General features: G+C 39.1%; 18 protein-coding genes. 13 read left to right on the top strand and 5 right to left on the bottom strand.

The features are described from left to right. The first annotated feature begins 23 nt into the window (after window positions 1–23). From recG to ABR854_RS14825, 4 genes are all read left to right on the top strand, one after another. Window positions 24–2,129 carry an ATP-dependent DNA helicase RecG gene (gene recG, locus ABR854_RS14840; protein ID WP_350266291.1) on the top strand — a complete coding sequence of 702 codons (2,106 nt, stop codon included), beginning with the start codon at window positions 24–26 and terminating at the stop codon, window positions 2,127–2,129. Window positions 2,130–2,223: 94 nt separating this feature from the next. Further along, entirely contained in the window at window positions 2,224–3,036 is an 813-nt protein-coding gene (locus tag ABR854_RS14835) for an MBL fold metallo-hydrolase (protein WP_350266197.1), read from the top strand. A 158-nt stretch (window positions 3,037–3,194) separates the two neighbouring features. Then, on the top strand, window positions 3,195–4,094 hold the full coding sequence (locus tag ABR854_RS14830) for an MBL fold metallo-hydrolase (RefSeq protein WP_350266196.1): 900 nt from the start codon (window positions 3,195–3,197) through the stop codon (window positions 4,092–4,094). A gap of 133 nt (window positions 4,095–4,227) precedes the next feature. After that, complete coding sequence (locus ABR854_RS14825) at window positions 4,228–4,794, top strand: NUMOD4 domain-containing protein (protein WP_350266195.1); 567 nt, start codon at window positions 4,228–4,230, stop codon at window positions 4,792–4,794. Between the two features lie 66 nt (window positions 4,795–4,860). Here the strand turns inward: ABR854_RS14825 and blaOXA are convergent, their stop codons facing one another. Next, window positions 4,861–5,655, bottom strand: coding sequence for a class D beta-lactamase (gene blaOXA / locus ABR854_RS14820; protein ID WP_350266194.1), 795 nt, complete (start codon window positions 5,653–5,655; stop codon window positions 4,861–4,863). A 124-nt stretch (window positions 5,656–5,779) separates the two neighbouring features. On the opposite strand from blaOXA, the gene ABR854_RS14815 reads away from it, so the two are divergent. The 7 genes from ABR854_RS14815 (at window position 5,780) to ABR854_RS14785 (ending at window position 14,128) form a co-directional block, all read left to right on the top strand. Next, on the top strand, window positions 5,780–6,985 hold the full coding sequence (locus ABR854_RS14815; RefSeq protein WP_350266193.1) for an RsmB/NOP family class I SAM-dependent RNA methyltransferase: 1,206 nt from the start codon (window positions 5,780–5,782) through the stop codon (window positions 6,983–6,985). A 322-nt stretch (window positions 6,986–7,307) separates the two neighbouring features. Then, entirely contained in the window at window positions 7,308–8,804 is a 1,497-nt protein-coding gene (gene glpK, locus ABR854_RS14810; protein WP_350266192.1) for a glycerol kinase GlpK, read from the top strand. A 125-nt stretch (window positions 8,805–8,929) separates the two neighbouring features. After that, window positions 8,930–10,519: an L-aspartate oxidase gene (nadB, locus tag ABR854_RS14805; protein ID WP_350266191.1), complete on the top strand. Its 1,590-nt coding sequence runs from the start codon at window positions 8,930–8,932 to the stop codon at window positions 10,517–10,519. Window positions 10,520–10,582: 63 nt separating this feature from the next. Further along, entirely contained in the window at window positions 10,583–11,197 is a 615-nt protein-coding gene (locus ABR854_RS14800; RefSeq protein WP_350266190.1) for a hypothetical protein, read from the top strand. Window positions 11,198–11,322: 125 nt separating this feature from the next. After that, entirely contained in the window at window positions 11,323–11,628 is a 306-nt protein-coding gene (gene rpsJ, locus ABR854_RS14795) for a 30S ribosomal protein S10 (RefSeq protein ID WP_188767361.1), read from the top strand. A gap of 319 nt (window positions 11,629–11,947) precedes the next feature. Then, window positions 11,948–12,964: a pyruvate dehydrogenase (acetyl-transferring) E1 component subunit alpha gene (gene pdhA, locus ABR854_RS14790; RefSeq protein ID WP_350266189.1), complete on the top strand. Its 1,017-nt coding sequence runs from the start codon at window positions 11,948–11,950 to the stop codon at window positions 12,962–12,964. A gap of 285 nt (window positions 12,965–13,249) precedes the next feature. Further along, entirely contained in the window at window positions 13,250–14,128 is an 879-nt protein-coding gene (locus ABR854_RS14785; protein WP_350266188.1) for a MerR family transcriptional regulator, read from the top strand. Between the two features lie 133 nt (window positions 14,129–14,261). On the opposite strand, the gene lgt is transcribed toward ABR854_RS14785, so the two are convergent. Continuing rightward, on the bottom strand, window positions 14,262–15,113 hold the full coding sequence (gene lgt, locus ABR854_RS14780) for a prolipoprotein diacylglyceryl transferase (protein ID WP_350266187.1): 852 nt from the start codon (window positions 15,111–15,113) through the stop codon (window positions 14,262–14,264). A gap of 281 nt (window positions 15,114–15,394) precedes the next feature. Here lgt and argC point away from each other — a divergent pair, with 281 nt between their 5' ends. Both argC and secA read left to right on the top strand, forming a co-directional pair. Further along, window positions 15,395–16,363, top strand: coding sequence for an N-acetyl-gamma-glutamyl-phosphate reductase (gene argC / locus ABR854_RS14775; RefSeq protein WP_350266186.1), 969 nt, complete (start codon window positions 15,395–15,397; stop codon window positions 16,361–16,363). Between the two features lie 288 nt (window positions 16,364–16,651). Continuing rightward, entirely contained in the window at window positions 16,652–19,966 is a 3,315-nt protein-coding gene (gene secA, locus ABR854_RS14770) for a preprotein translocase subunit SecA (RefSeq protein WP_350266185.1), read from the top strand. A 72-nt stretch (window positions 19,967–20,038) separates the two neighbouring features. Here secA and ABR854_RS14765 read toward each other — a convergent pair whose 3' ends face one another. From ABR854_RS14765 to ABR854_RS14755, 3 genes are read right to left on the bottom strand one after another with little or no spacing between them, the layout of a single operon-like run. Then, window positions 20,039–20,845, bottom strand: a complete 807-nt coding sequence (locus ABR854_RS14765) for a DUF4397 domain-containing protein (RefSeq protein WP_350266184.1) — start codon at window positions 20,843–20,845, stop codon at window positions 20,039–20,041. Window positions 20,846–20,898: 53 nt separating this feature from the next. Continuing rightward, complete coding sequence (locus ABR854_RS14760; RefSeq protein ID WP_350266183.1) at window positions 20,899–22,404, bottom strand: RagB/SusD family nutrient uptake outer membrane protein; 1,506 nt, start codon at window positions 22,402–22,404, stop codon at window positions 20,899–20,901. Window positions 22,405–22,440: 36 nt separating this feature from the next. After that, complete coding sequence (locus tag ABR854_RS14755; protein WP_350266182.1) at window positions 22,441–25,551, bottom strand: SusC/RagA family TonB-linked outer membrane protein; 3,111 nt, start codon at window positions 25,549–25,551, stop codon at window positions 22,441–22,443. Window positions 25,552–25,837: the final 286 nt, after the last annotated feature.

Below are 25,837 nucleotides of genomic sequence, written 5' to 3'. Positions count from 1 at the left end.
TTCAACCTGCTAACTTCGGCATTATGAGCGAGCGTAGAACATCTTTTTTTGACACCAAAATAGAGTATTTAAAAGGTGTAGGGCCATCAAAAGCCGAGATTCTCAACAAAGAGTTGAATATCTTTACTTTTGGTGACTTGATAGAATATTATCCTTTTCGCCACGAAGACCGCACACAATTTCACCGAATTTGTGACTTGAACGATACGATGGCTGCCGCACAAATAAAAGGACGGTTGCGTTCTTGGGAAAAAGTAGGAGAGGGAGCAAAGGCTCGATTAGTGGGGCAGTTTACCGACGGCACTGGTATTTTAGAACTCACTTGGTTTCAAGGTATCACATGGGTCGAGAAAAACCTTCGACTTCAAGGCGATTATGTTGTTTATGGAAAACCAAGTGCATTTGGTAGTAAATGGCAAATTACGCATCCCGATATGGATGTGCTTACGCCTGAGAACGAACGAGGGGGATATTTTCAGCCAGTCTATCCATTAACTGATAAACTTCGTAAGAAATACATTGATAGTAAGCAAATTAGCCGTTGGATGCGGACTTTGCTCGAATCTGCCGTTACGAATATCAGAGAAACTCTGCCAGCTCCGTTGGTGCAGAAGTTTCGACTGATTTCTAAGCAGGAAGCAATCTATCATATTCATTTACCCATCAATCAAGAAGCACTTCGGCAAGCTACACGACGCTTAAAGTTTGAAGAGTTGTTTTATAATCAGTTTCGGTTGATTAAGCAAAAACTCATTCGTAAGCATGATTATGCTGGGCAGGTTTTTGATAAAACGAAGCTATTGACTGATTTTTACCAAAATCATTTACCCTTTGATTTAACCAACGCCCAAAAGAAAGTGATTCGGGAGATTTTCCATGATATGCGTTCGGGAAAGCAAATGAACCGACTATTGCAAGGCGATGTAGGTAGTGGAAAAACAATCGTGGCATTTATTACGATGTTGTTGGCTCTTGACAATGACGCCCAAGCGTGTTTGATGGCCCCGACCGAAATTCTTTCCGACCAACATTATACTGGTCTGAAAAAATTTGCTGATTTGATGGGTATTAAAATTGTTGAGCTCACGGGTTCGGTCGGAAAGAAACAACGCCGAATCATTGATGCGGGCTTGCTCGATGGCAGTATTAATATTATTGTCGGCACACACGCTTTGCTCGAAGACCACGTGCAGTTCAAAAATCTCGGTCTTTGTGTGATTGACGAGCAGCATCGTTTTGGTGTAGCACAACGAGCCAAACTTTGGGATAAAAATCAAAATTTCAGACCGCATATTTTGGTAATGACTGCCACGCCGATTCCTCGAACGTTGGCTATGACGCTTTACGGAGATTTGGATATTTCTATCATTGATGAACTTCCAAAAGGACGAAAACCCATCAAAACACTCCATAAATATGATGCAGACCGACTGCGAGTGTTTGAGTTTTTGAGAAGCGAAATTCAGAAAGGCCGCCAAGTTTATATTGTTTATCCACTGATTGAGGAGTCGGAAACGTTGTCATTCAAAAACTTAATGGATGGCTATGAGAGCATTGCGAGGGCTTTCCCAGAATATGCGTTGAGTATTGTGCATGGAAAAATGGGTTGGAAAGAAAAAGACTACGAAATGCAGCGTTTCAAGAATAAAGAAACCGAGATTTTGGTGGCAACGACCGTAATTGAAGTAGGTGTTGACGTGCCAAATGCTTCGGTGATGCTGATTGAAAGTGCCAATCGTTTCGGGCTTTCGCAGTTGCACCAATTGCGTGGGCGTGTGGGACGTGGAGCAGAGCAATCTTATTGTATTTTGATGACTGATCATAAATTGAGTAAAGATACCCGCCTCAGAATTGATACGATGGTCAGAACCAACAATGGTTTTGAAATTTCGGAAGTAGATTTATCGTTGCGTGGGCCAGGCGATATGGCAGGTACACAACAAAGCGGAATGCTTGACCTAAAAGTGGCGGATTTGGCTAAAGATGGCGAGATTTTGAAATACGCTCGTGAAGCTGTTATGGAAATTCTGGACAACGACCCCGAATTGGAATCGACTGAAAATCAGCCAATTAAACAGCACGTAAATGCTTTGAGAAGTAATGAAACTAACTGGAGTCGGATTAGTTGATTGCTGCGGAGTATTTTTGGTTTCGGTGTCTGATCGGAGTCGAAGACACTGAAACCAAAAACCTCATTCAAATTTATCTTTCATCAACCAACCCATGCAATACCTAAAACACCAAAAATTTGCCGATGTCGAAATGTTTCGCTTTGGATATTCACCCATTGGTAAGCCGTGGTTGAGTGTTTATTGCTATCTTATTGATAATGTATTGATTGACACCGCCCAGACAAATTGCCAAGAAAAAGTACTGGAAACTTTTCAAAATAAGCAAATTGATAAGATTTTACTCACGCACTGGCACGAAGACCATTCGGGCAATACTGCCAAGCTCGCTAAATTTCACAATGCTCAAGTTTACGCACATCCGTTCACACAAGAAAAACTCCGACAAGGTTTTGAGATTCTGCCCTACGAAAAATTCCTTTTCGGAAAAATAAAGCCATTTCGAGGAAAAGTGTCTGATTTTGAAGTATTTATCGAAACTCCGAATCATAAACTTGTACCCATTTTTACGCCAGGCCATGCCGAAGACCACACGGTTTTTCTGGAAAAAGAAAACGGTTGGCTTTTTTCGGGCGATTTGTATGTGGGTGTAAAAATCAGGGTTTTCCGTAAAGGCGAACAGTTTTGGCCGCAAGTTGAGGCTTTTCGTAAAATATTGACCTATGATTTTGATGTGTTGTTTTGCGGGCATCACCCTCGGCTGAAAGATGGTAAGAAAATGTTGGCTCAGAAACTCCAATATTTTGAGGACTTTGCAGGAAAAGCACACCATTTTCATCAAAAAGGCTTTACTACCAAAGAAATTATGAAAGCCATGAGGTTTCGAGAAAACAGCCTGTTAAAACTTTTACTCTCGAATGATGTTTCAGTAGAATATATGATTGAAGCGGCACTAAATAAATGTTGAAAATATTTTTTCTAAAACACTAACAAAGTGTTTCGCCTGAGTTAATCATACAAACAATTCATTGTAACTTGCTGGATATTAGCATTATACATTCTCAATTATACATTATCCATTATGCGTCAGCACTCATTTATTCTCTAAACTAAAAAAACAAAACTATGAATCGCAGAAATTTTATTCAGACTTCGGGTTTTACACTCGGAACATTGGCTCTTTCTGGAAAAAGTTTATTGGCTAATATGTTGGCCGAAAACCCGTACAAAATGCGTGAATTACGTGGCGGAGTGGGCGTTTTCACCGAACGTGGAGGTACGATTGCTTACCTAAATACTAAAAAGGGCTTTGCGGTTGTCGATTCGCAATTTCCCGACCAATCGAAGCATTTGATTGATGAATTGAAAAAGCTTTCCGAAAAACCTATTCAACTATTAATCAACACTCACCATCACGGCGACCACTCGGGCGGAAATATTTCTTTCAAAGGTTTGGTCGAACACGTAGTTGCTCACGAAAATTCGTTGAAAAACCAAAAGGAAACCGCTCAAAAGCAAAAATCGGAAGATAAACAATTGTATCCAGATGTTACGTTTTCGGACACTTGGAAGCAAAAAGTAGGCAAAGAAAGTATCAAAGCTCATTATTTCGGAGCGGGGCACACAAATGGCGATAGTTTTATTCATTTCGAACATGCTAACATCGTGCATACGGGCGATTTAGTTTTTAATCGTCGTTATCCGTTTGTTGATAGAGCGGCAGGTGCTTCGGTAAAAAGTTGGATTTCAGTACTTGATAAAGCCCTTTCGACTTTCGATAGCGAAACCCTTTTTGTATTTGGTCATGCCTTCGACCCTGAGAAAATCACAGGTACAAAAGAAGACATCAAAGTTTTTCAAGACTATCTTTCCAAACTTCTCGTATATACCGAAAAAGAAATAAAAGCAGGAAAAACGAAGGAAGAGTTTTTGAAAACAACAGCAGTACCTGGAGTTACAGAAATGAAAGGAGATGGCATTGTACGTAGTTTACAAGCCGCCTACGAGGAGTTGGGCGGAGTATAAAAAACGATAATGGCCTGACTTACAAATATTTATCAACCAATAAACATTTTTTCTGAACAAAGAGTTATGCTGATTATAGATAAAGACAATATCGTTTTTTTCAATTTAATCATGAACCGTTATGAGCAATGGTATGAATAGTGAGAAAGCAATTCTTTGGGCAGAAAAATGGACTCCGATTGTAATTGATGTTGAAGGTGTAGAGCATCCACCTCGTTATGAGGTTTCAAATTTTGGGAGGTTGAGAAGTTTTCAGAATAATGAAAAAGGCGAAATTATAAAAGGTTCTGTGATTCAGGGTTATCGTTCGTTGAATATCCGATTGCCGAAAGGCAAATCTTTTAACCGATACGTTCATAAATTGGTGGCCGAGACTTTTGTTGAAAAGCTAAGTCCCGACCACAAATTTGTGATACACCTCGATTTTGATAAACAAAGTAATCATTTTGAAAACCTCAAATGGGTTACAAAAGATGAAATGGTGGCTCATAATAAGCTAAACCCTGCGGTTATCAATAAGCCAATTCCAAGACGAACAAAAAACTATAAATTGACTGAAAGTAAGGTCAAGATGATAAAAAAGATGCTTCTGCATGACAGCACTCGCCTAAAAATGATTGCTAAGCAGTTCGGAATTACGCATACGCAACTCAACCGCATTCGTTCAGGCGAAAACTGGGGTTATGTTACGATTGATTGATATTTTACAAGGAAGGCTTCGCTCAAAGCGAAGCCTTCCTTATTATTGATTATCAAATTTTTAGATTTATAAAATCCTCATTTGCTTCAAAATTTTATTCGTAATTTCGATACGTTTTGCAACAAATTCGGGCATTTCTTTTTCTAAAGGCTTATTTACTCTCAGAGCAAAAAAGTAAAGATTATCTTTCTTTTCTACATACCCCACAAACCAACCAATATCTTTTCCACCAGCTTGAGCCCAGCCCGTTTTGGCTCGTAAAGTATAATCGGTGGTTTGTTCTCGAATCATTACACGCTTCACAATTTCAAAAGTGCGTTTCGAGAAAGGCAATTTTTCTTCGTGTAATTTCACCAAAAATTCCAGTTGATTTTTGGGTGAAATCTGCAAAGCTGAACTTTCTCCCAACCAAAAAGTAGTCAAATCTTTCCCGATATTGTGGTTGCCATACTTACAAGCCTTCAAATATTTATTGTAATTCTTCTCTCCAATTCGGCGAGCCAATTCCTGATAAAACCACACTGTTGAGTTTTTGTAAGCTTCGGTTAGGTTATGGTCTTTGTCCCAAACAGGCAGCCAGCGTTTTTGCCCATCCCATTTAATTATGTCATTTTCATCTTTAATTGCCCCAACTTCTAATGCAATCAATGAATTCGGAATCTTGAAAGTCGAAGCGGGCGAGGTTGCTCGTACAAAATCTGCTTTATCGCTTATTTTATAGGTTTTCTTTTTGAAATCGTACAGATAAAAACCGCCTTCAAGGTCGGCTTCTTTGAAATATTGGCTAAAATCGACCAATTCTTGGGCAGAAATACTGAAAAACGAACAAATAAAAAGGCTGGCAAAAAAGATTTTTTTCATTGCTTGGAGAAAGAAGGTTAATTTTGATGAAATGTTTACAAATATAGAAAGCAAAACCGAGAAATTCTCCGAAGAAAAAGGATTGTTCTGACAATATTTTGCTTTTAACTTTAAGAGTTTTAATATGAAATATCACCGAGTTTTAGTCGAAGCCATCGTTTTTGCTTTGCAACAGATTTTCAACGAAAATCGCCAAGCCGATAAAGTTATTGAGCAAGTTTTGAAATCAAATAAAAAGTGGGGGAGTAGAGATAGAGCCTTTATTGCCGAAAATACCTACGAAATTGTGCGTTGGTGGCGTTTGCTGAAATTCGTCTCAAATATTAACTGTGTAAAAGTTGAGGAGGAAGCACTTTTTTGGCAGATTTTTGGCTCTTGGCGAATACTTCAAGGCGATAAATTACCCGAATGGACGGAGTTTTCAAAACTTAATCCAAAAGAGGTTCTGGCACGAAACGAAGAAGCAAAAAATACCAGAAAAGTCAGAGAATCAATTCCTGATTGGATGGATGCCATCGGTGATCAAGAATTGGGCGAAAATTGGGAAGCTGAACTGCATGCCATGAACCATCAAGCAAGTGTCGTTTTAAGAACAAATACGTTGAAAGTCAACAAGTTAGATTTGAAAAAGGCATTCCGAGAAATAGGTATTGAAACTGAAACTCTGCCCAATGTAGTCGATGCTTTGGTTTTGCCGAAACGTGCCAATGTTTTCGCCACCGAACTTTTCAAGAAAGGAATGTTTGAAGTACAAGATGCTGGTAGTCAGCTAATTGCCTCGTTTTTGGATGTAAAAGCAGGAATGCGAGTAATTGATGCCTGTGCAGGTGCGGGCGGAAAAACGCTTCATTTGGCAACGCTGATGGAAAACAAAGGCCGAGTAATAGCGATGGACGTGGAGGATTATAAACTCCAAGAACTCCAACGCCGAGCCAAACGCAATGGAATTGGTAATATAGAAACCAAATTGATTGAAGCAAAAACTATCAAGAGATTAAAAGAAAGTGCCGACCGCCTTTTGCTTGATGTGCCATGTTCGGGTTTAGGTGTTTTACGTCGAAATCCGGACGCAAAATGGAAGTTGAAGAAAGATTTCTTGGAGAAAATCAAGCAAACCCAAGCCGAAATCATTACAAATTACTCAAAAATGCTCAAACACGGTGGTAAAATGGTTTACGCCACATGTAGCATTTTGCCTTCGGAAAGCGAAGAACAAGTACAAAAATTCATCACTCAAAACCCTGAATATCAATTAATTGAAGAAAAACGCACCTCGCCAGCCAAAGATGGCTTCGATGGGTTTTACATGGCTTTGATTGAACGAAAGTAAATGCAAAAAGCCCAACTGGCCTAAACTCAAATAGCCGTAGGTAAAACCTACGGACAAAAATTGAACCAGATAAAGGCAATCCTGCAAAGGGTTGAACAATAAGAGTTCAACCCTTTGCAGGATTGCTTGTTCAAAATTTATATCTTCCCAGAGTTTTACTCAGGGCTATTCAAGTTTAAGTCCGTTGGACTTGAAAAAGGATAAATAAATATTATTCTTTGGCTGGATTTCCTATTATCCACCCTTTTTGTGTATCAATTTTTCCTATATTTGACCAACAAATTCAACGCTATAAAACATACCTATTCAACAAAACCAAACTATGAAATACATAGCATCTATTGACCAAGGCACAACCAGCACTCGCTGCATAATTTTTGATAAAAAAGGAAACATTGTTTCGGTCGGACAAAAAGAACACGAGCAGATTTACCCAAAACCAGGTTGGGTAGAACATAATTCAGAAGAAATCTGGAAAAATACGCTCGAAGTAATTGCCAAAGCCCGAATCAATAAAAATATCAAGGTCGAAGATATTGCCGCTTGCGGCATAACCAATCAACGAGAAACCGCCGTAGTTTGGAACAAACGCACAGGAAAAGCCTACTACAATGCCATCGTGTGGCAAGATACTCGTGTGGGTGAAACTGTAAACGCCCTTACGAAAAGTCATGGTTCACAATTCTTTCAAGACCGCACGGGTCTGCCTTTGGCGACATATTTCAGCGGTTTGAAAATCAAGTGGATTCTCGATAACGTAGCAGGTGTGCGTGAAGATGCCGAAAAAGGCGAAGCAATTTTCGGAAATATGGATACGTTCTTGATGTGGAATTTGACGGGTGGCGTTAAAGGTGGCTTACACATTACCGACGTTACGAACGCCAGTCGAACGCAACTAATGAACCTCGAAACCGTTCAGTGGGATGCCGAGTTGGCCGCAATCATGAATATCCCACTACAAATGTTGCCCAAAATCGAGCCAAGTAGCAAAGTGTATGGCAAAATAGTATCCGATGCCATGAATGGTGTGCCATTAGCAGGAATCTTGGGCGACCAACAAGCGGCCCTCGTCGGACAAACTTGTTACCAACCTGGCGAAGCCAAAAATACTTACGGAACGGGTTGTTTTATGTTGATGAATACAGGCACAGAAATCGTTCCGTCGAAAGCGGGTTTGCTCACAACCGTTGCTTATCAGTTCGAAAATCAGCCAGTTCATTATGCACTCGAAGGCTCGGTTGCGATTGCTGGTGCATTGGTGCAATGGCTACGTGACAACATGGGAATCATTCAGAAAAGTACCGATGTGGAGGCTCTCGCCAAAACAGTTGAAGATAATGGCGGAGCGTATTTTGTTCCAGCCTTTTCGGGGCTTTATGCACCTTATTGGAAATCATCGGCTCGTGGCGTAATTGCAGGTCTTACTCGCTACGTAAACAAAGGCCACATTGCTCGTGCGGTTTTGGAAGCAACAGCTTACCAAACCCGTGATGTATTGGAAGCCATGGAAAAAGATTCGGGAATAGAAGTTTCGTCGCTCAGAGTTGATGGTGGAATGGTTGTGAATGAATTATTGATGCAATTCCAGTCGGATATGCTCAAAGTGCCAGTAATTCGCCCAAAAATGATTGAAACTACCGCATTGGGTGCTGCTTATGCCGCAGGTTTGGCCGTTGGTTTTTGGACAAACTTAGATGATTTGCTACAAAATTGGGGCAAAGACAAAACATGGAAACCAAAAATGAAAGCCGCCGAACGCAAGAAATTATATTTAGGTTGGAAGAAAGCAATCAAGCGTTCGTTTGATTGGGAGAAGTAAGAAAATGTAGAATTACGAATGTAGAATTACAAATTTTGAGTTTACCTTTGAGCCAATAATGAGTATTTTTTTATTCACTCATTCGGAACGGGCGGCGTTCCGCTTCACTCAATCACTCATTGAAAATGACAAAAGTAGATTTTTTAGTTATAGGCTCTGGCATTGCGGGTTTGAGCTTCGCACTGAAAGCCTCGGCAAAAGGTAAAGTATTGGTTCTGACCAAAGTAAATGCCGACGAAACCAACACCAAATATGCACAAGGTGGAATTGCGGCCGTTTTCGACCCTGACACCGATTCTTTTGAAAAACATATTAGCGATACACTCATTGCTGGCGATGGGCTTTGCGACCGAAAAGTTGTTGAAATTGTGGTTAAAGAAGGCCCAGACCGTATTCAAGAATTAATTGAGTACGGTACAAACTTCGATAAACACGATGGAGAATATGACCTTACTCGTGAGGGCGGACATTCAGAAAATCGAATTCTCCACTATAAAGATATCACAGGCAAAGAAATCGAACGTGCATTGCTCGAAGAAGTCAGCAAAAACCCAAATATCGAAATCCTGACGCATTACTATGCCGTTGAGCTAATCACGCAACACCATTTGGGCATCGAAGTAAACCGTGAAACCAATGATGTAACTTGTTATGGCGTTTACGCCTTAAATTTACAATCAGGAGAAGTCGAAACGATTTTATCGAAAATGACCGTGATGGCAACAGGTGGTGCGGGGCATATCTATTCGGCAACCACCAACCCTGTTATTGCCACGGGCGATGGCATCGCAATGGTTTATCGTGCCAAAGGACGTGTGCGTGACATGGAAATGATTCAGTTTCACCCAACATCACTCTACAATCCTGGCGAATACCCAAGCTTTTTGATTACAGAAGCCGTTCGTGGCGAAGGTGGTGTCTTGAAAAATAAAAAAGGCGAAGAGTTTATGCACGGCTACGACCCTCGTGGTTCGCTTGCTCCACGTGATATTGTTGCTCGTTCGATAGATGCCGAAATGAAAAAAACGGGTGAAGACCACGTTTATCTTGATATTTCGTTCAAACCAAAAGAGTTGATACTTCAACACTTTCCTAATATTTATGAAAAATGTCTGAGTATCGGGCTTGATATTACTAAAGACCAGATTCCAGTTGTTCCTGCCGCCCATTATTTGTGCGGCGGAATTTTGGTCGATGAAATGGGTCGTTCAACCATCAATCGTTTGTTTGCCTGTGGCGAATGTTCTTCAACGGGTTTACACGGAGCAAATCGTTTAGCATCCAATTCACTGCTCGAAGCAGCGGTTTTTGGCCACAGAATTGCCCAAGATGCCCTCGATGACTTTGATAATCTGACTTTCCAAGAGAACGTACCAGACTGGAATGAATTTGGAACAGAACAATCGAACGAAGAAATTTTGGTGACGCACAACCTCCGAGAATTACAAAGAATGATGGCCGATTACGTTGGAATCGTCCGTTCAGATTTTCGTTTGGAGCGTGCCATGCGACGCCTAAAACTTATCAAAGACGAAACCGAAGAGTTTTACAAGAAAACAAAGCTTTCGATGAAACTCTGCGAATTGCGTAATTTGGTGCAATGTGCCGAACTCGTAATCAAATGTGCCATGAAGCGTAAAGAAAGTCGTGGACTTCATTATACAACTGATTATCCATACAAGCTGGGCGGAAAGCCAGAAAACTCGGTTTTGTAGTAGCACAAGTTGAAAACTTGTGCGTGATACATAATATCTTTGTAGCATAAAAAGCTTAAAACTATGGGATTTAAAAAGTTCAAAATAATAGATGATGTCGTTAATCATTTCCAACTTTCCTTTCAGAAAGAGAACTTTCTATTTGATACAAAGCAAGAAAAAATGCCAGAATTTCTGAAGTCAGAGTTAGACTATGTAATGAAAAATATTCCTTACAAAGTTTCGGAGGCAGCAATCAGAGAGAACATTTTATACCCCATCTTAAAAGAAGTTTTCAAGAAATATGATGACAAACTGATGCTTTGGGCAAATAAAAGTATAAGTTTCAGTAAAGAATTAAGTGGAATGCCTGATTATATATTGGCCAAACAATCTGAACGAGGTAAAATTATTTTTGGTAAACCACTTTTAGCAGTGGTAGAGGCCAAAAAAGATGATTTTGAAGGCGGCTGGGCTCAATGCTTACTCGAAATGTACACCATTCAAAAGATAAATGGCAAGCCAGAAATACCAGTTTTGGGTATTGTAAGTAATGGCGATAATTGGGAATTTGGAAAATTAGAAGGGAATCTTTTTACTGAAAATGCACTAATTTATAGCCTATTTCCTTTGGATACACTTTTTTCAACACTCTCTACATTCTTCGAGTTATGTAAAGAAAATGCTGAAAAGCTATAAAATTGTATTTCTAAAATATTTTATCTATTTTTGCACCCCGATACTAAAAAGTATCAAGTTGCTTTGTCGAAGCGAATGGTTCTTTCGGCAGAGTTTTTTTACACTCTAAAAAAAAAATCGAACCAATGTCACAAAAAATCAGAATCAAATTGAAGTCATTTGACCACAATTTAGTGGACAAATCGGCTGAAAGAATTGTGAAAGCTGTAAAATCTACAGGTGCAGTTGTTAGCGGTCCAATTCCGTTGCCAACTCGTAAAGAAATCTTCACAGTTTTGAAATCACCTCACGTTAACAAAAAAGCACGTGAACAATTCCAATTGTGTACTTACAAGCGTCTTATTGACATCTATTCGGCAAGCCCGAAAACAGTAGATGCCTTGATGAAATTGGAGCTTCCAAGTGGTGTTGATGTTGAAATCAAAGTGTAGTTTTGATAAAACGTACTATAAAAAGCCTATTTGTTGAAAAGCAAATAGGCTTTTTTGTTGCATACCTACGGCATGCTAAGTGATTTTAGTATATTTTTCTTCTACCAATATTTAATCCCTACGGGATTTGAGTACACAAAAATCAACTATTATTAAGACATTTATAATATCTAAATGATTTATAATAAACACATTATGACTAAAATGCTCAGAATTCAGCACTCAGCACTCAGAACTCTTTGAGTCTATTGTTTTTATTCCTAAATTTGCACTAATTCTAAGCGATTTACATTCACCATAAAAGATTCAAGAAGTCAAAATGGCATCTACTAAAGAAAAAGCCCCAAAGGTTAAATACAGTAAAGAAACTTATATGTATTGGTACGAATCAATGTACCTCCAAAGAAAATTTGAGGAAAAAGCAGGGCAATTATATGGTCAGCAAAAGATTCGTGGTTTTTGTCACTTATATATTGGACAAGAAGCTTGTTCATCAGGAGCGGTTTCGGCTTTAACAAAAGACGATAAATGGATTACTGCTTACCGTGACCACGGACACCCGTTGGCACTTGGCACTGACCCAAACAGAATCATGGCTGAACTTTTCGGAAAAGTGACAGGAACAACCAAAGGAAAAGGTGGTTCGATGCACATTTTTGATAAAGACGTTAATTTTATCGGTGGACATGGTATCGTTGGTGCTCAAATTCCTTTGGGTGCAGGTATTGCTTTCGCCGAAAAATATAAAGGAACTCAAAACCTATGTATGTGTTATTTTGGTGATGGTGCAGTGCGTCAAGGTGCATTACACGAAGCATTCAATATGGCCATGACATGGAAATTGCCAGTAATCTTTGTGGTAGAAAACAATGGTTATGCAATGGGTACATCGGTAGAGCGTACTTCAAATGTGCGTGAGCTTTATACAATCGGAGAAGCTTATGATATGCCATCTGAACCAGTTGATGCAATGGACGTGGAGATGGTACACGAAGCTGTAAAACGTGCGGCTGACCGTGCAAGAGCAGGTGAAGGCCCAACTTTCTTGGAGTTCAAGACTTATCGTTTCCGTGGACACTCAATGTCTGACCCACAAAAATATCGTACAAAAGAAGAAGTTGAGCAATGGAAAAGCCGTGACCCTTTGGAGATGGTTCGTGACCGAATCTTGACAAACGGCGTTGCAACAGAAGCAGAACTTGATGCGATTGATGCGAAAGTAAAAGACATCGTTGAAGCCTCTGTAAAATTTGCGGAAGAATCTTCATATCCAGAGCCAGAAGCAGCATTTGAAGATGTTTATGTTGATACAGATTACCCTTTCTTGAGAGAGTAACGATACACTGAAATAATATTTTGAAGCCAGTTTTGACATTCAAAACTGGCTTTTTCTATAAATATACATCGAGTTTTTATTTATAATTGTCTGAAAATAAGATATTTATCATAAATTTGAAAAAAAAACACTTTTTCTAAAACATAAACACAAACATTCAGTTATCCTTATACTTTGATTTATATCTGAAAAGCCCGAAAGTGCTTTGTATATCTCGAATCTGAGAAAAACATCGCACAGAAATCTGACTGTGGAGCTAAACTAACTTTTCAATAAAGTAAAGAAATGAGTAATTATTCGATTAAAGATTTAGAACAACTATCTGGTATCAAAGCCCATACGCTACGGATTTGGGAGCAACGATACAACATTATCAACCCCAAAAGAACAGATACCAATATCCGTACTTATGATGATAATGATTTAAAACTCGTTCTGAATATCGCATTACTCAAAGACCATGATTATAAAATCTCCGAGATTGCGAAGCTGAGTTTAGAGGAGTTATCAAAAGAGGTTTTGGCCATTTCTGATAAACAACTCAATTATCCCGACCAAATTCATGCCCTCACGATTGCGATGATTGACATTGACGAAGAACGCTTCGAGAAGATTATGTCAACCAATATTCTCCAGTTTGGCTTCGAGAATACGATGATAAATATTATCTATCCATTCTTAAGCAGAATCGGTACACTCTGGGTTACTGGCTCAATTGGCCCAGCACAGGAGCATTTTATTACAAATTTAATTCGACAAAAAATTATTGTTGCGATTGATGGACAAATCATCAAACCTAACGCCGATTCTAAGAAATACATTTTATATACACCCGAAGGCGAATTTCACGAAATTCCGCTTTTATTTGCTAATTTTATCTTGCGAGCAAGACACAACAAGGTGATTTATTTAGGGCAAAGTATGCCATTTTCGGAGTTGGAATTTATTTGTCAACACCATAAGCCTGATTGTTTGTTTACTGTTATTACGTCAACTCCTGGGCAAGATGAAATACAGCAGTATGTCGATAAACTTGGTGATACTTTTCCTGATGTGAAGATTTTACTAACGGGATATCAAGTAATTGCACAAGGTCTTGATTTACCAAAAAACGTTGAAGTAGTAAATAACGTAAGACAACTAATGGAATTTGCCGAAGGTTGATAATAATAGTCGGCAGTCGATAATCCAAAACAACGCAATAAAAAAAGTGGCTTGATTTTCTAAAAATCAAGCCACTTTTTTTATTTACTGAGATGTAATTTGTTCCACATCTTTAAGATGTGGAACAAATGTTTTATATAATCTCCTTATTTTTCCCTTTCGTGAAAGTATAAATCAAAACACCAATTCCGAGCAATACGGCAGGAATACTCAAGATTTGTCCCATATTCAATGCCATTTTATCTTCAAAAGCTTCTTGGTTTTCTTTCAAGAATTCATAACAGAAACGAAGACCAAAACACCAAATCAAGAAAATTCCGAGAAGCAAACCACGAGGCGTTTGTGCCTTATACTTATTCCAAAGGAAATACAATACTCCAAAAAGCACTAAACATGAAAGAGCTTCGTATAATTGTGCTGGGTGGCGAGCAAAACCTTCGGGTGTCATCACAAGATTGCCGTCAGGCGACATACTGAAAAGATTAAATCGAAACGCCCACGGCAGATTACTTTCTTTGCCCACAATCTCGTGGTTCATTAGATTTCCCATACGAATGAAGAAACCTGCTAAGGCTACCGTAATTACTATGCGGTCAGCCACCCACAAGAATGGTTGGTCTTTGTGACTGCGAGCGTAGATAATCAAAGCTGTTACGATTCCGACCAAAGCACCGTGGCTTGCTAAGCCTTGGTAGGGTGGGGTAATCATATCGAGCAGAAAAGTGCCTGGATTTTTTAGAAAACTATCAAATTCATAGAAAAAATAATGTCCAAACCGTGCACCAATAACAGTGGCTACTATCATGACGAATAGAAGTGTATCAAGGTCTTTTTCGGATTTGCCTTCTTTTCTGAAAATATTGAGCATAATTTGGTAGCCCAACAAAAAGCCCGAAGCAAACAAAAGCCCGTACCAGCGTAATTCAAAACTACCAAGTTTTGCTATAATCGGATTGACATTCCACGGAATTTCTAAAAGAGTCATCTATAATTGGTTTTGAAATTTCCTCAAAAATATGAGTTTTCTCTGAGAGGTTGCGTAATTTTGTGACAGATTGTTTAAAAATGTTGTTAGTGGTAAGTATTAATGTAGAATTAAGAATGTATAATGTAGAATGTATAGTGTTGATTATTAGCAAATTATACAATTGACACTGTAACTTTTATCTCTTTTATAAATCGTAGATTTAGTGATAAATCTAAAAAACAAACAAGTATTACTCATCTTCTATCCATATTATTCCCCCATCGGGGGGCAGGGGGCTTATGAAAATAAACATCGGTATCATTGGTGGGGCTGGCTACACAGGTGGCGAATTGCTCCGTATTTTGCTCAATCACCCACAGGTAAATATTAGTTTCGTTAATTCGAAAAGCCAAGCAGGAAAACCTGTTTATTCAACGCATACAGATTTGATAGGCGAAACCGACTTGCTTTTTACCGACCAAATGCCTTTCGACGAAGTTCAAGCAATTTTTCTTTGCTCGGGCCACAACGAATCGAAAAAGTTTTTGGCAGAAAATACGATTCCTGAAAGCCTCAAAATCATTGACTTAAGCACCGATTTCCGTGACCAAAGTAATGGTTTTGTCTATGGTTTGCCCGAATTACAACGTGATTTGATAAAAACAGCAAACAAAATAGCCAACCCTGGTTGTTTTGCCACGAGTATTGAGCTGGCTTTGTTGCCTTTGGCCAATGCAGGATTATTGAATGAAGATGTACATGTGAGTGCCGTAACGGGTAGCACGGGAGCAGGACAATCGCTTTCGGCAACTACGCATTTTAGTTGGAGAAACAACAATATCTCTATCTATAAGGCTTTTACGCATCAGCACCTAAAAGAAATCAACCAAAGTCTTAAAACTTTGCAACCTGCTTTTGGGAAAGCCGTAAACTTTATTCCTTATCGTGGGAATTTTAGTCGAGGTATCATGGCGAATGTTTATACCAAATTTGCAGGAACGATTGAAGAAGCAAAAGAATTGTATAAGAATTATTATGCTTCGCATCCATTTACGAATTTGAGCGAAGCGGCCGAAATAGACTTAAAGCAGGTCGTAAATACCAATAAGTGTATTCTGCATCTCGAAAAACACGATGATAACTTATTGATTACAAGCATCATTGATAATCTAACCAAAGGAGCTTCTGGTCAAGCCGTACAAAACTTAAACCTTGTTTTTGGATTAGAAGAAACAACTGGATTGAAATTGAAGTCGGTTGGTTTTTGATAAGTTTTTTCCTTTTCGTTGCCTTTGATTTTCTTTTTTCGCTGCCTGAGCGGAGTCGAAGGCAGCGAAAAAAGAATCTTTCTCCTTCATAAAATTTCCTTTCTGCAATATTCCGCCATATTTTTTGTTATAAAACTGCCATAAAAGGTTAAATTTGTAGGTCTAAAAAATAAAATGCTGATAATCAGACACTAAAATCTTGACATATTGTCCGATTTTTGGTTTTGGTTAGGTATTTGTTACCAGTAAAACTTTATAAAAAGAGAATTAACGAACAAGAAATATAAAATGCTTAATTTTTTAACAAAAGGTATCAGCCAGATTTTCGGTACGAAGTCTGATAAAGATAACAAAGAGTTACAACCCTACGTAAAACTCACCAACGAAGAATTCGTGAAACTTGCGAGCCTTTCGCACGATGAATTTAGAGCTAAGACTAAAGAACTACAAGACTATATTGCTCAGAAACTTTCGCACATTGACGACCAAATCGACGCCCTCAAAGAAGGAATCGACAACAATCCCGATATGCAGGTTGACGAAAAAGAGGTTAGTTTCAAGAAAATTGATACCTTGAAATTGGAGCGAAACAAAGAGTTGGAAGTTGTTTTGTTAGAAATTCTTCCGAAAGCCTTTGCAATCGTTAAAGAAACCGCTCGTCGTTTCTCCGAAAACTCTGAAATTGCAGTTACGGCAACACACCTCGACCGTGAGTTGGCCATGAGAAAATCGCACATCACGATTGAAGGCGACAAAGCTATTTGGAAAAACCAATGGGTAGCAGCAGGAAACCTAATGACTTGGAACATGGTGCATTACGATGTTCAGATTATCGGTGGTGCGGCACTTCACAAAGGTAAGATTTCGGAAATGGCTACTGGTGAAGGTAAAACATTGGTGGCTACTTTTCCAGCGTTTTTGAATGCTTTGGCAGGAAAAGGCGTACATATCGTAACGGTCAATGATTACTTGGCTCGTCGTGACTCCGAGTGGATGGGGCCAATTTTTGAATTTAATGGCATCACTTGTGAGTGTATAGATAAATATCCTGCCAACTCAGCCGCTCGTCGTGCTGCCTATCGTGCGGGAATTTGCTACGGAACAAACAACGAATTTGGTTTCGATTACCTACGTGACAACATGGTAAACGACCCTGAAGAACTCGTACAGCGTGAACACCATTATGCAATGGTCGATGAGGTTGACTCAGTTTTGATTGATGACGCTCGTACGCCATTGATTATCAGTGGCCCAATGGCTCGCACGGGTGACGAAGAATTGTTTATTTCTCTAAAACCACGTATTCAGAGAATTGTAGAAGCACAAAAAGCATTGACCAATGGTTATTTGAATGAAGCCAAAAAGTTAATTGCTGCTGGAAATAAAAAAGATGGTGGTTTGGCTTTATTCCGTGCATTCCGTGGTTTACCGAAAAACAAACCATTGATTAAATACCTTTCGGAGTTCGGAATGAAAGCCATGTTGCAAGAAACCGAAGCAATCTACTTGGCAGAAAACCAAAAATTAATGCCAGAAGCCGATGCTCCGTTATATTTTACTATCGACGAAAAAAACAACTCAATCGAGTTGACGGATAAAGGTATTGATTTCTTGACAGGCGAAAGCGAAGACCATAGCTTCTTCGTAATGCCAGATTTAGGTGTTGATTTGGCAGCCATCGCAAAATCTGACTTAAATGAGCAAGAAAAAATCTTGAAAAAAGATGAAGTCATTCGTGATTATTCTACTAAAGCCGAGCGTATTCACGCCGTTAACCAATTATTAAAAGCCTATACTTTATTCGAGAAAGACGTAGAATATGTGGTAATTGATAATAAAGTAATGATTGTTGATGAGCAGACAGGTCGTATTATGGATGGCCGCCGTTGGTCAGATGGTTTGCACCAAGCCGTTGAAGCAAAAGAAAACGTAAAAGTTGAAGACTCGACTCAAACTTACGCTACGATTACGCTTCAAAACTATTTCCGTATGTACCACAAATTAGCGGGTATGACGGGTACGGCCGAAACCGAAGCGGGCGAGTTCTGGAAAATCTATAAATTAGATGTAGTTTCGATTCCGACCAATAGAAGTGTTGTTAGAAAAGATCAAGAAGATAAAGTTTACAAAACCGTTCGTGAAAAATATAATGCCGTTGTTGATGAAATCACGGAATTAGTTAGCATTGGTCGTCCAGTTTTGGTGGGTACAACTTCGGTTGAAAATTCTGAGATTTTGAGCCGAATGCTCACACTTCGCAAAGTTCCACACCAAGTATTGAACGCTAAACAACACGCCCGTGAGGCCGACATCGTAGCGGAAGCAGGAAAACCTGGTACTGTGACGATTGCAACCAACATGGCTGGTCGTGGTACTGACATTAAACTAACGGCCGAAAGTAAAGCGGCTGGTGGTTTGGCAATTATCGGTACCGAACGCCACGATTCTCGTCGTGTTGACCGCCAATTACGTGGTCGTGCGGGTCGTCAGGGAGACCCAGGAACTTCGCAATTCTTTGTTTCTCTCGAAGACCAATTGATGCGTTTGTTTGGTTCTGACCGTATCGCTTCCGTCATGGATAAAATGGGTATGGAAGAGGGCGAAGTGATTCAGCACTCAATGATTACGAGTTCGATTGAAAGAGCCCAAAAGAAAGTGGAAGAAAATAACTTCGGCACTCGTAAGCGTTTGATTGAGTACGATGATGTAATGAACGTTCAGCGTGATACCATCTACAAACGTCGTAGAAATGCCCTTTTTGGCGACCGTCTTTCGTTGGATATTGCCAACATTTTGTATGATACTTGTAGCGACATCGTGATGAATGCCGAAGGCAACTACGATGAGTTTGAACTACGTTGTATGCAAAAATTGGCGATTCAGCCAGAAATTGCTCGTGGCGAATTCTCAAAAGGAAATCCGAAACTCGTAGATAGACTTTATTTACAAGCTGAAAGAGCCTATAAAGCCAAAAACGACGAGATTCGTAAGAATATGTTGCCAGTTTTGGAAAATGTTTTGAAAGACCGTCGTGCTTTGGTAGATGAGCCATTTATTGCGATTGTGGGCGATGGAAATCAAAATATTGGTCTGTACTGTAACTTGAAAGCAGCCGTTGATAGCGAAGGCCGTGAATTGATTAAAGAAATCGAAAAACACATTTCGTTGAGCGTGATTGACCAAGAATGGAAAGAACACCTCCGTGATATGGATGATTTGAAACAATCGGTTCAGAATGCTTCTTACGAACAAAAAGACCCATTGTTGATTTATAAATTTGAAGCCGTTGAGTTATTCAAAAACTTCTTGAATAAAGTAAACGCCGATACCGTAAGTTTCTTGATGAAAGCAGGTATTGTAGAGCTTCGTTTCCAACAAATGGCTCCGCCAAAAGTCGAAACACCAAAACTTCAAACCAATAAATCGAGTGATGAAGAGGGTGGAGATGCTCCAGCAAAATTGAATCCTTTGCGTAATGTAAAAATAGCTGACCGTAATCAACGTGTGAGCGTACAGTACAAAGATGGTACCGTAAAACGTGACATCAAATACAAAAACGTAGAAGATGATGTGATTGCAGGAAAAGCAGTTTTGGTTGAATAAAACCGCAATAGATGTATAACAAAAAGGCTGTCTCGAATTATTCAAGACAGCCTTTTTGTTATAAAGTAAGGCTTAACGATTAGTATAAGATGTTAAACCTGCCGCATATTTTGATGCAGTTGTTACTAATTTTCCAGTAGCATCTTTTGCTTGTGTAGCCAATAAACCACGAGTAATGATGGTGTATGCTCTTCCTGGAGTAACACCTGTGAAACTCAAAGTCTGAGAAGCGGTAATACTACCCTCTGTTGTTGTTGTTGATGTACCGTTAAGTTTTACCACAACAGGAACTGTTACCGAACCACTGATATAATTTGGCAATTCAACCGCAATAAACTTATCTCCACCTTCTTTTGGTTTTATTCCCGTAGCAGCACTTGAACCTAAAATTGTTACTTCGGCATCAGCGGTATTTGCCACAAGGTTTATCACTCTAAAAAATACTTTATTGCCAGAAGTCGCTGGTAAATTGTCTTGAACGACAATAGGAGAATAGCTTGGGGCTAAACCCGTAGCTATTACAGTATAGAGTTTACCAGATTCGAGATTAACATCACCCGAAAGAATTACAGCATTATTGACTGTTGGGGTAGTAACCGAAACTTTAGCAGCACCTGCCGATAAATTGGCATAATCTTGTGCAGGAAATGCACTACCATAATTAATAAGCCCAGGTGTAGTAGGGGCAACTGTCAACAGACCCGAAACTTTCTTGTCGTTCACAAAAATTGCAACTCCCGGAGCATCTGGAGCAGCATGAACAAACTTAACTTTCGCACCCTCTGCCGTTATGAGATTAGTTAGAAAGCTATTTTCATCGCCGCAGCCTCCCAAAAAGAGCGTCGAAATTAAACTTATTGATAAAAGGTATTTCTTCATTTTAAATATAATTAAACATTTTTATCTCGAAAAATAAAAAAGAAATGAGAGACTTATTTTTTAGAAAACCACAATTCGTACGTATGATAATCATTGTTATTACCACCGATGAGGTCGAGCGAATTACGATTCCATACATATTCAGAATTGTATCTTGGACGCACACGTTGAGCGGGTTTGCCATTATTATCAGCCGATAGCTGCGTAGTTACTGGCAAGGTAAAGCCTAAGAAAACATCGCTGCTATAATTATAACGACGCATATCAACCCATGACTCTAAACAGCCAATTCCCCAAAGCGAAATATACTTTTGGGTCATAATATCGCTAAGTTTCAAATCGGCAGCAACATTTATTACAGCAGCACTTGCTAAATAATCTGTTTGGTCTTTGGCTGCCACACCAACATAATTCATGTGTGCCGTGATACCATTTTTGTAGGCTTCAAGAGCTTTTGCTTTATCTCCTTTTTTGAATAAGGCCTCAGCTTTGATGAATTGCAATTCCGAGTAAGTCATAATCGGATAATCAATTTTATCTTGGAACATATATTTTCCTGTGAGAGCTGTTACACCAGGTACGGTATTCCAAAGAGTCGGGATACGAGTATTGACATTGGCAGAATTCGGGTCGCCGAAAGTTGTATTTACTCCACGGTATGTTCCATCAACTGAAGGCGAAAGCGTAAGTGCCAAACGAGGGTCTTTCGCTTTAAGGATTGTGCCGTCGAGCAAAGCAACTATGTAAGCACTTTGGCGATAACTACCCATATTATTACGAGTTGGACCAAAGAAATTGGCATCGGTCGAGCTTGTTCCTGCGTGCGGAATATTAAAGTTATCGGCATTACTTACAAATGATTTATCTACATACTCAATTACTTTATCAGGGTTATATGTGCTTTTATTGCTTAAATGGTGAGCATTACGTGCCAAAACACCATAAACAAACTTTATCCATTTGGTGCGGTCGCCTTTGTAAACTAAATCGCCACGAGATAAAGATGCTGTTGAAACAATACCATCCGTACGGTTAAGGTCAGTCAGAGCATTATTAGCTACACGTACAACCTCTGCGTAAACTTCCTCTTGCGTATCATAGTCGAAAACGTAACGGTTTGGCTCAAACATTTCTTTCAAAATCATTTCGCCGTGATAATCGGTTGTTGACTGCCAGCTCCATGCTTGAATCGCTTTTGCTACACCTGAGTAGTCCCATTTGCCTTTTTCTTCTCCGTCTTTGATTTGCAACAACAAATTTTGGCCGAGAGCGTAATAATGTTGCCTCCATTTTTCACCAGCGGCATCGCTACCAGCGGCATATCCATGTCTGTCCCAAGTGTTACCCGCTGCCGAAGCATGCCAGTTTTGAATGTATTGACCAATATAACGAGAATCGAAAGCTTCACCACGCACCATACTTTGAAGTAAAGCAGGTAAAAGTACATGCCCTTCAGCAACCTGTGGGTTACTTGGGTCTTGATTGATGTCGAGGTATTTTTCGCAGCTACCCAAGCAAAGGCTTAGAAAAAGTAGTGCGAGTATTTTTATTTTTTTCATTTTGTCTAAAACTTAAATTTTTCACATAAACCTTAATTAAAACCCTGCTCTAATACCAAAAGTAATATTACGAGGCATAGCCAAAGTACCATAGTCGAAACCACTGGCACCAGCACCTCCCGAAGTAGCGGTAGTACCGTTTACGTTAGGGTCAGCACCTGTGTAGTTGGTTAGCAAAAAGAGGTCAGTTCCTGTTACGAATACGCCTGCTGAACGGAAAACTTTCAAAGGTTTTAAGATTCTTTCAGGAAATGTATAAGCTAATGTAATATCTCTCATTCTCAACCAATTGATGTCTTTTTCTACAAATTCAGACTCTGGAAGCGAGGTAAAGAAATCCGAACGATATAATGGTGAAACTTGAATCGTATTTGTTGTTGGGTTGTCAGAGTTTTCAAGTCCATCTCTCAACACACCTTTAAATACAACTGGGGTTTCACGGTCTAAGAATTTATTGCTCAAACCAGTTCTAAACATATAAAAAGCGTTTCCATTAAATACATCGCCGCCTTTACGAATATCAAGCAAGAATGAGAGATTGAAGTTTTTATAGCTAAATTTGTTCGTCAAACCAATCGTAAAATCTGGTGTTCTATCGCCAATTGGCAAGAAGTTGGCATTGATGATTGGCAAACCACTACTTGGATTTATCAAAATATCGCCTTTCGGATTTCTCAAATAGCTATATCCACCAATCGCCATTGCACTTCCAGCACCACGTTGGTTATAATCAAGATTCATGTTGCGGAAATAATTTTCTAAATCACCCACGAAAGCACTTGCACGAGCATTACCAAACAACCAAGTATCCGAATTATAGTATTCAGGAACACCCGCAGGAAGGTTTTTTACATCGGTTTTTAGTTTTGTGAAGTTTAATAGCATATCCCAATTGAAATCAGTTTTTTTGATTACATTGGCACGAAGTTCTACTTCTGTTCCTTTATTATAAAAATCACCACCATTCAACAAACCAAAAATAAAGCCCGTTCCGTAGCTCAAACGTTGCGTAACGATTTGTGCAAAACGGTTTTGTTGATAGTAAGAAGCATTGATTCCAAAACGATTTTGAAGAAATGATAATTCAGTACCAACTTCAAAACTTTTACCTTTTTCAGGCGTAAGGTTTTCATTCCCACCAAAGAAACCGTAAGCAAAACCACCACCAGTAGTAGTTTGTGGTGTAAGGCTTGATAATACTTTGTACGGTGGTGCATCTTTACCAACTTCGGCATACGATGCTCTAATTTTACCAGAAGTAAGCCATTGAATATCTTTAAATGCGGGAAGCTGAGTAAACTCAAAAGCCGTATTTATCGAAGGATAAAAATATCTATTGTTTGCTTTTGGTAGGGTAGAAGACCAGTCGTTTCTTCCCGTTACTGTTACGCTTAATAAATTATTATAGCTCCACATCATTTGGGCAAACACACCCATACGGCGTTGTTGAACAAGTGTCAATTTCGCACGTTGGGTAGTTGGGTCAGTATTATTGATACTATTGAAGTCAGAAATATATAATTTCTCACCATAAGAAGCATTTACTTCATATCTGCTATCATATACATCGCCACCGACTTGGGTTGAAAATCTAAATTTTCCAAATTGCTTATTTACAGAAGCAATCAAGTTACTTGTAATTAATTGACCGTTCTCTACATAATTATCAATCGCACCTTTACGACCAATACCTAAGTTAGATTCTGGATTTACGAAGAAATTACCCAATGTTGAATAAAACTCTGGCCCAAAACGCCCTGTAAATTTCAACCAAGAAGTTGGCTTATAATTCAACTCAAAACGTCCAATCGTACGAGTAGAACGGTCTTGGTTTTTGTTGCGGTTTAGGTTAAATAATGGATTATCAAGCTCGCCAGAGTCAGAAATCAAACGACGACGAGTTCCATCAGGGTTTTGCCAGTTTGTAATATCATCATTTGCAGGCCAAGCCAATAAACCAATATAAAAACCACCATCACTACGAATAGGCTTCACATTGAGCGACTTTAAGAACTGAATTGAGGTCGAAATATCTAATTTTGGACTAATATCAGCATCACCCTTCAACATGATTGATAAACGCTCATATTTGGTTGTTGGTACAATACCTCCTTGATTAGTGTAAGTAGTAGAAAAACGGTATCTAACAGCATCTGTTCCACCTTGCACACCTAAATTATGTATCTGAGTTTTACCTGTTTGGTAGAAATTATCTAAATTATTGTAGATAGTAGATTCCGTACCATATTTTGGCCCAAAGAATGATAAAGCAGTAGCCGAAGGCGAACCATTGAAACCACGACCATATACTTGCTGTGTTTCGAGTGTACGATACACTTGAGAGAAACCAAACGAGTTATTATAATCAACCCTTGGACGACCTTTCTTTGCTTTTTTGGTTGTAATTAAAATTGCTCCCGAAGCTCCATCCTGACCATAAAGAGCCGCCGCTTCTGGGCCCCTCAAAACTGTAATAGTTTCAATATCTTGAGGGTTAATTTCACCTGCACGGTTCATATAGTCATTACCACGGTTAGGACCATCACTCACCAAAGCACCTTGACCGAAAGTACGGTTATCAAGAGGTAAACCATCAACCACAAAAAGCGGGCTGTTGCTTCCTCCAATTGATGTTACTCCACGCAACTGAATTTGAACCGAAGCTCCAGGTTGCCCACTGGTTGAGGTCATACTCAAACCTGCGGCACGCCCTTGTAAAGCGGTCATAAAGTTTGAACGTTGCGTTTCAGCAACATCATCACCTTTTACCTCTTGAATAGAGTAACCAAGCGTGCGACGGTCTTGTTTGATACCTTGAGCGGTTGTCACGACTTCTTCAAGCATTGCGGCAGATGATGCCAAAACTAAGTCAATTGTAGTTTGATTGCCAACTTTTACACTTTGTGTATCGAAGCCAAGAAAACTAAATACTAAAGTAGCATTTTGAGGAACAGTTATTTTGTATTTACCATTTCCGTCTGTAGAAGTACCTTTGCTTGTACCTTTGACTGAAATACTGACACCGGGCATTGCCGAACCATCTTCTGAAGAAGTAACCGTTCCGCTGATTGATTTTTCTTGGGCTAAGGCTTGCTGATATAGAAAAACAGAAAGAACCACGACCCAACATCGTAGAGTTTGTTTCATATAGAATGTAGAAAAAAGGTTTATTGATGACTAAACTATCGCAAGATAATAAAAAGTAGTGTAGTTGCTTATTGCTCTTAAATGTTTTCTTAATGATATATGACTACGATCATAATAATTTGAGCAAATATCTATGTTTGTAATGTGCCTAAAATGTAATTTTTGAAACATAATTTCGGCAAAATACGATTATTGGCATAATTTTTATCAAAGTATTTATAGAAGTTCAAAATCAATTTCATAACTTTGCACTCCGAAAAAGTTTAGAGTTAAGTAAAAATATTAT

Source organism: Emticicia sp. W12TSBA100-4, from assembly GCF_040253585.1.
Taxonomy (GTDB): Bacteria; Bacteroidota; Bacteroidia; order Cytophagales; family Spirosomataceae; genus Emticicia.
Note: the sequence above shows the minus strand (reverse complement) of the source record. Positions and strands in the feature narration are given on the sequence as shown.

Coding starts and splice junctions, on each gene's coding strand:
- recG (WP_350266291.1), top strand. CDS start 24: ATGAGCGAGCGTAGAACATCTTTTTTTGACACCAAAATAGAGTATTTA.
- ABR854_RS14835 (WP_350266197.1), top strand. CDS start 2,224: ATGCAATACCTAAAACACCAAAAATTTGCCGATGTCGAAATGTTTCGC.
- ABR854_RS14830 (WP_350266196.1), top strand. CDS start 3,195: ATGAATCGCAGAAATTTTATTCAGACTTCGGGTTTTACACTCGGAACA.
- ABR854_RS14825 (WP_350266195.1), top strand. CDS start 4,228: ATGAATAGTGAGAAAGCAATTCTTTGGGCAGAAAAATGGACTCCGATT.
- blaOXA (WP_350266194.1), bottom strand. CDS start 5,655: ATGAAAAAAATCTTTTTTGCCAGCCTTTTTATTTGTTCGTTTTTCAGT.
- ABR854_RS14815 (WP_350266193.1), top strand. CDS start 5,780: ATGAAATATCACCGAGTTTTAGTCGAAGCCATCGTTTTTGCTTTGCAA.
- glpK (WP_350266192.1), top strand. CDS start 7,308: ATGAAATACATAGCATCTATTGACCAAGGCACAACCAGCACTCGCTGC.
- nadB (WP_350266191.1), top strand. CDS start 8,930: ATGACAAAAGTAGATTTTTTAGTTATAGGCTCTGGCATTGCGGGTTTG.
- ABR854_RS14800 (WP_350266190.1), top strand. CDS start 10,583: ATGGGATTTAAAAAGTTCAAAATAATAGATGATGTCGTTAATCATTTC.
- rpsJ (WP_188767361.1), top strand. CDS start 11,323: ATGTCACAAAAAATCAGAATCAAATTGAAGTCATTTGACCACAATTTA.
- pdhA (WP_350266189.1), top strand. CDS start 11,948: ATGGCATCTACTAAAGAAAAAGCCCCAAAGGTTAAATACAGTAAAGAA.
- ABR854_RS14785 (WP_350266188.1), top strand. CDS start 13,250: ATGAGTAATTATTCGATTAAAGATTTAGAACAACTATCTGGTATCAAA.
- lgt (WP_350266187.1), bottom strand. CDS start 15,113: ATGACTCTTTTAGAAATTCCGTGGAATGTCAATCCGATTATAGCAAAA.
- argC (WP_350266186.1), top strand. CDS start 15,395: ATGAAAATAAACATCGGTATCATTGGTGGGGCTGGCTACACAGGTGGC.
- secA (WP_350266185.1), top strand. CDS start 16,652: ATGCTTAATTTTTTAACAAAAGGTATCAGCCAGATTTTCGGTACGAAG.
- ABR854_RS14765 (WP_350266184.1), bottom strand. CDS start 20,845: ATGAAGAAATACCTTTTATCAATAAGTTTAATTTCGACGCTCTTTTTG.
- ABR854_RS14760 (WP_350266183.1), bottom strand. CDS start 22,404: ATGAAAAAAATAAAAATACTCGCACTACTTTTTCTAAGCCTTTGCTTG.
- ABR854_RS14755 (WP_350266182.1), bottom strand. CDS start 25,551: ATGAAACAAACTCTACGATGTTGGGTCGTGGTTCTTTCTGTTTTTCTA.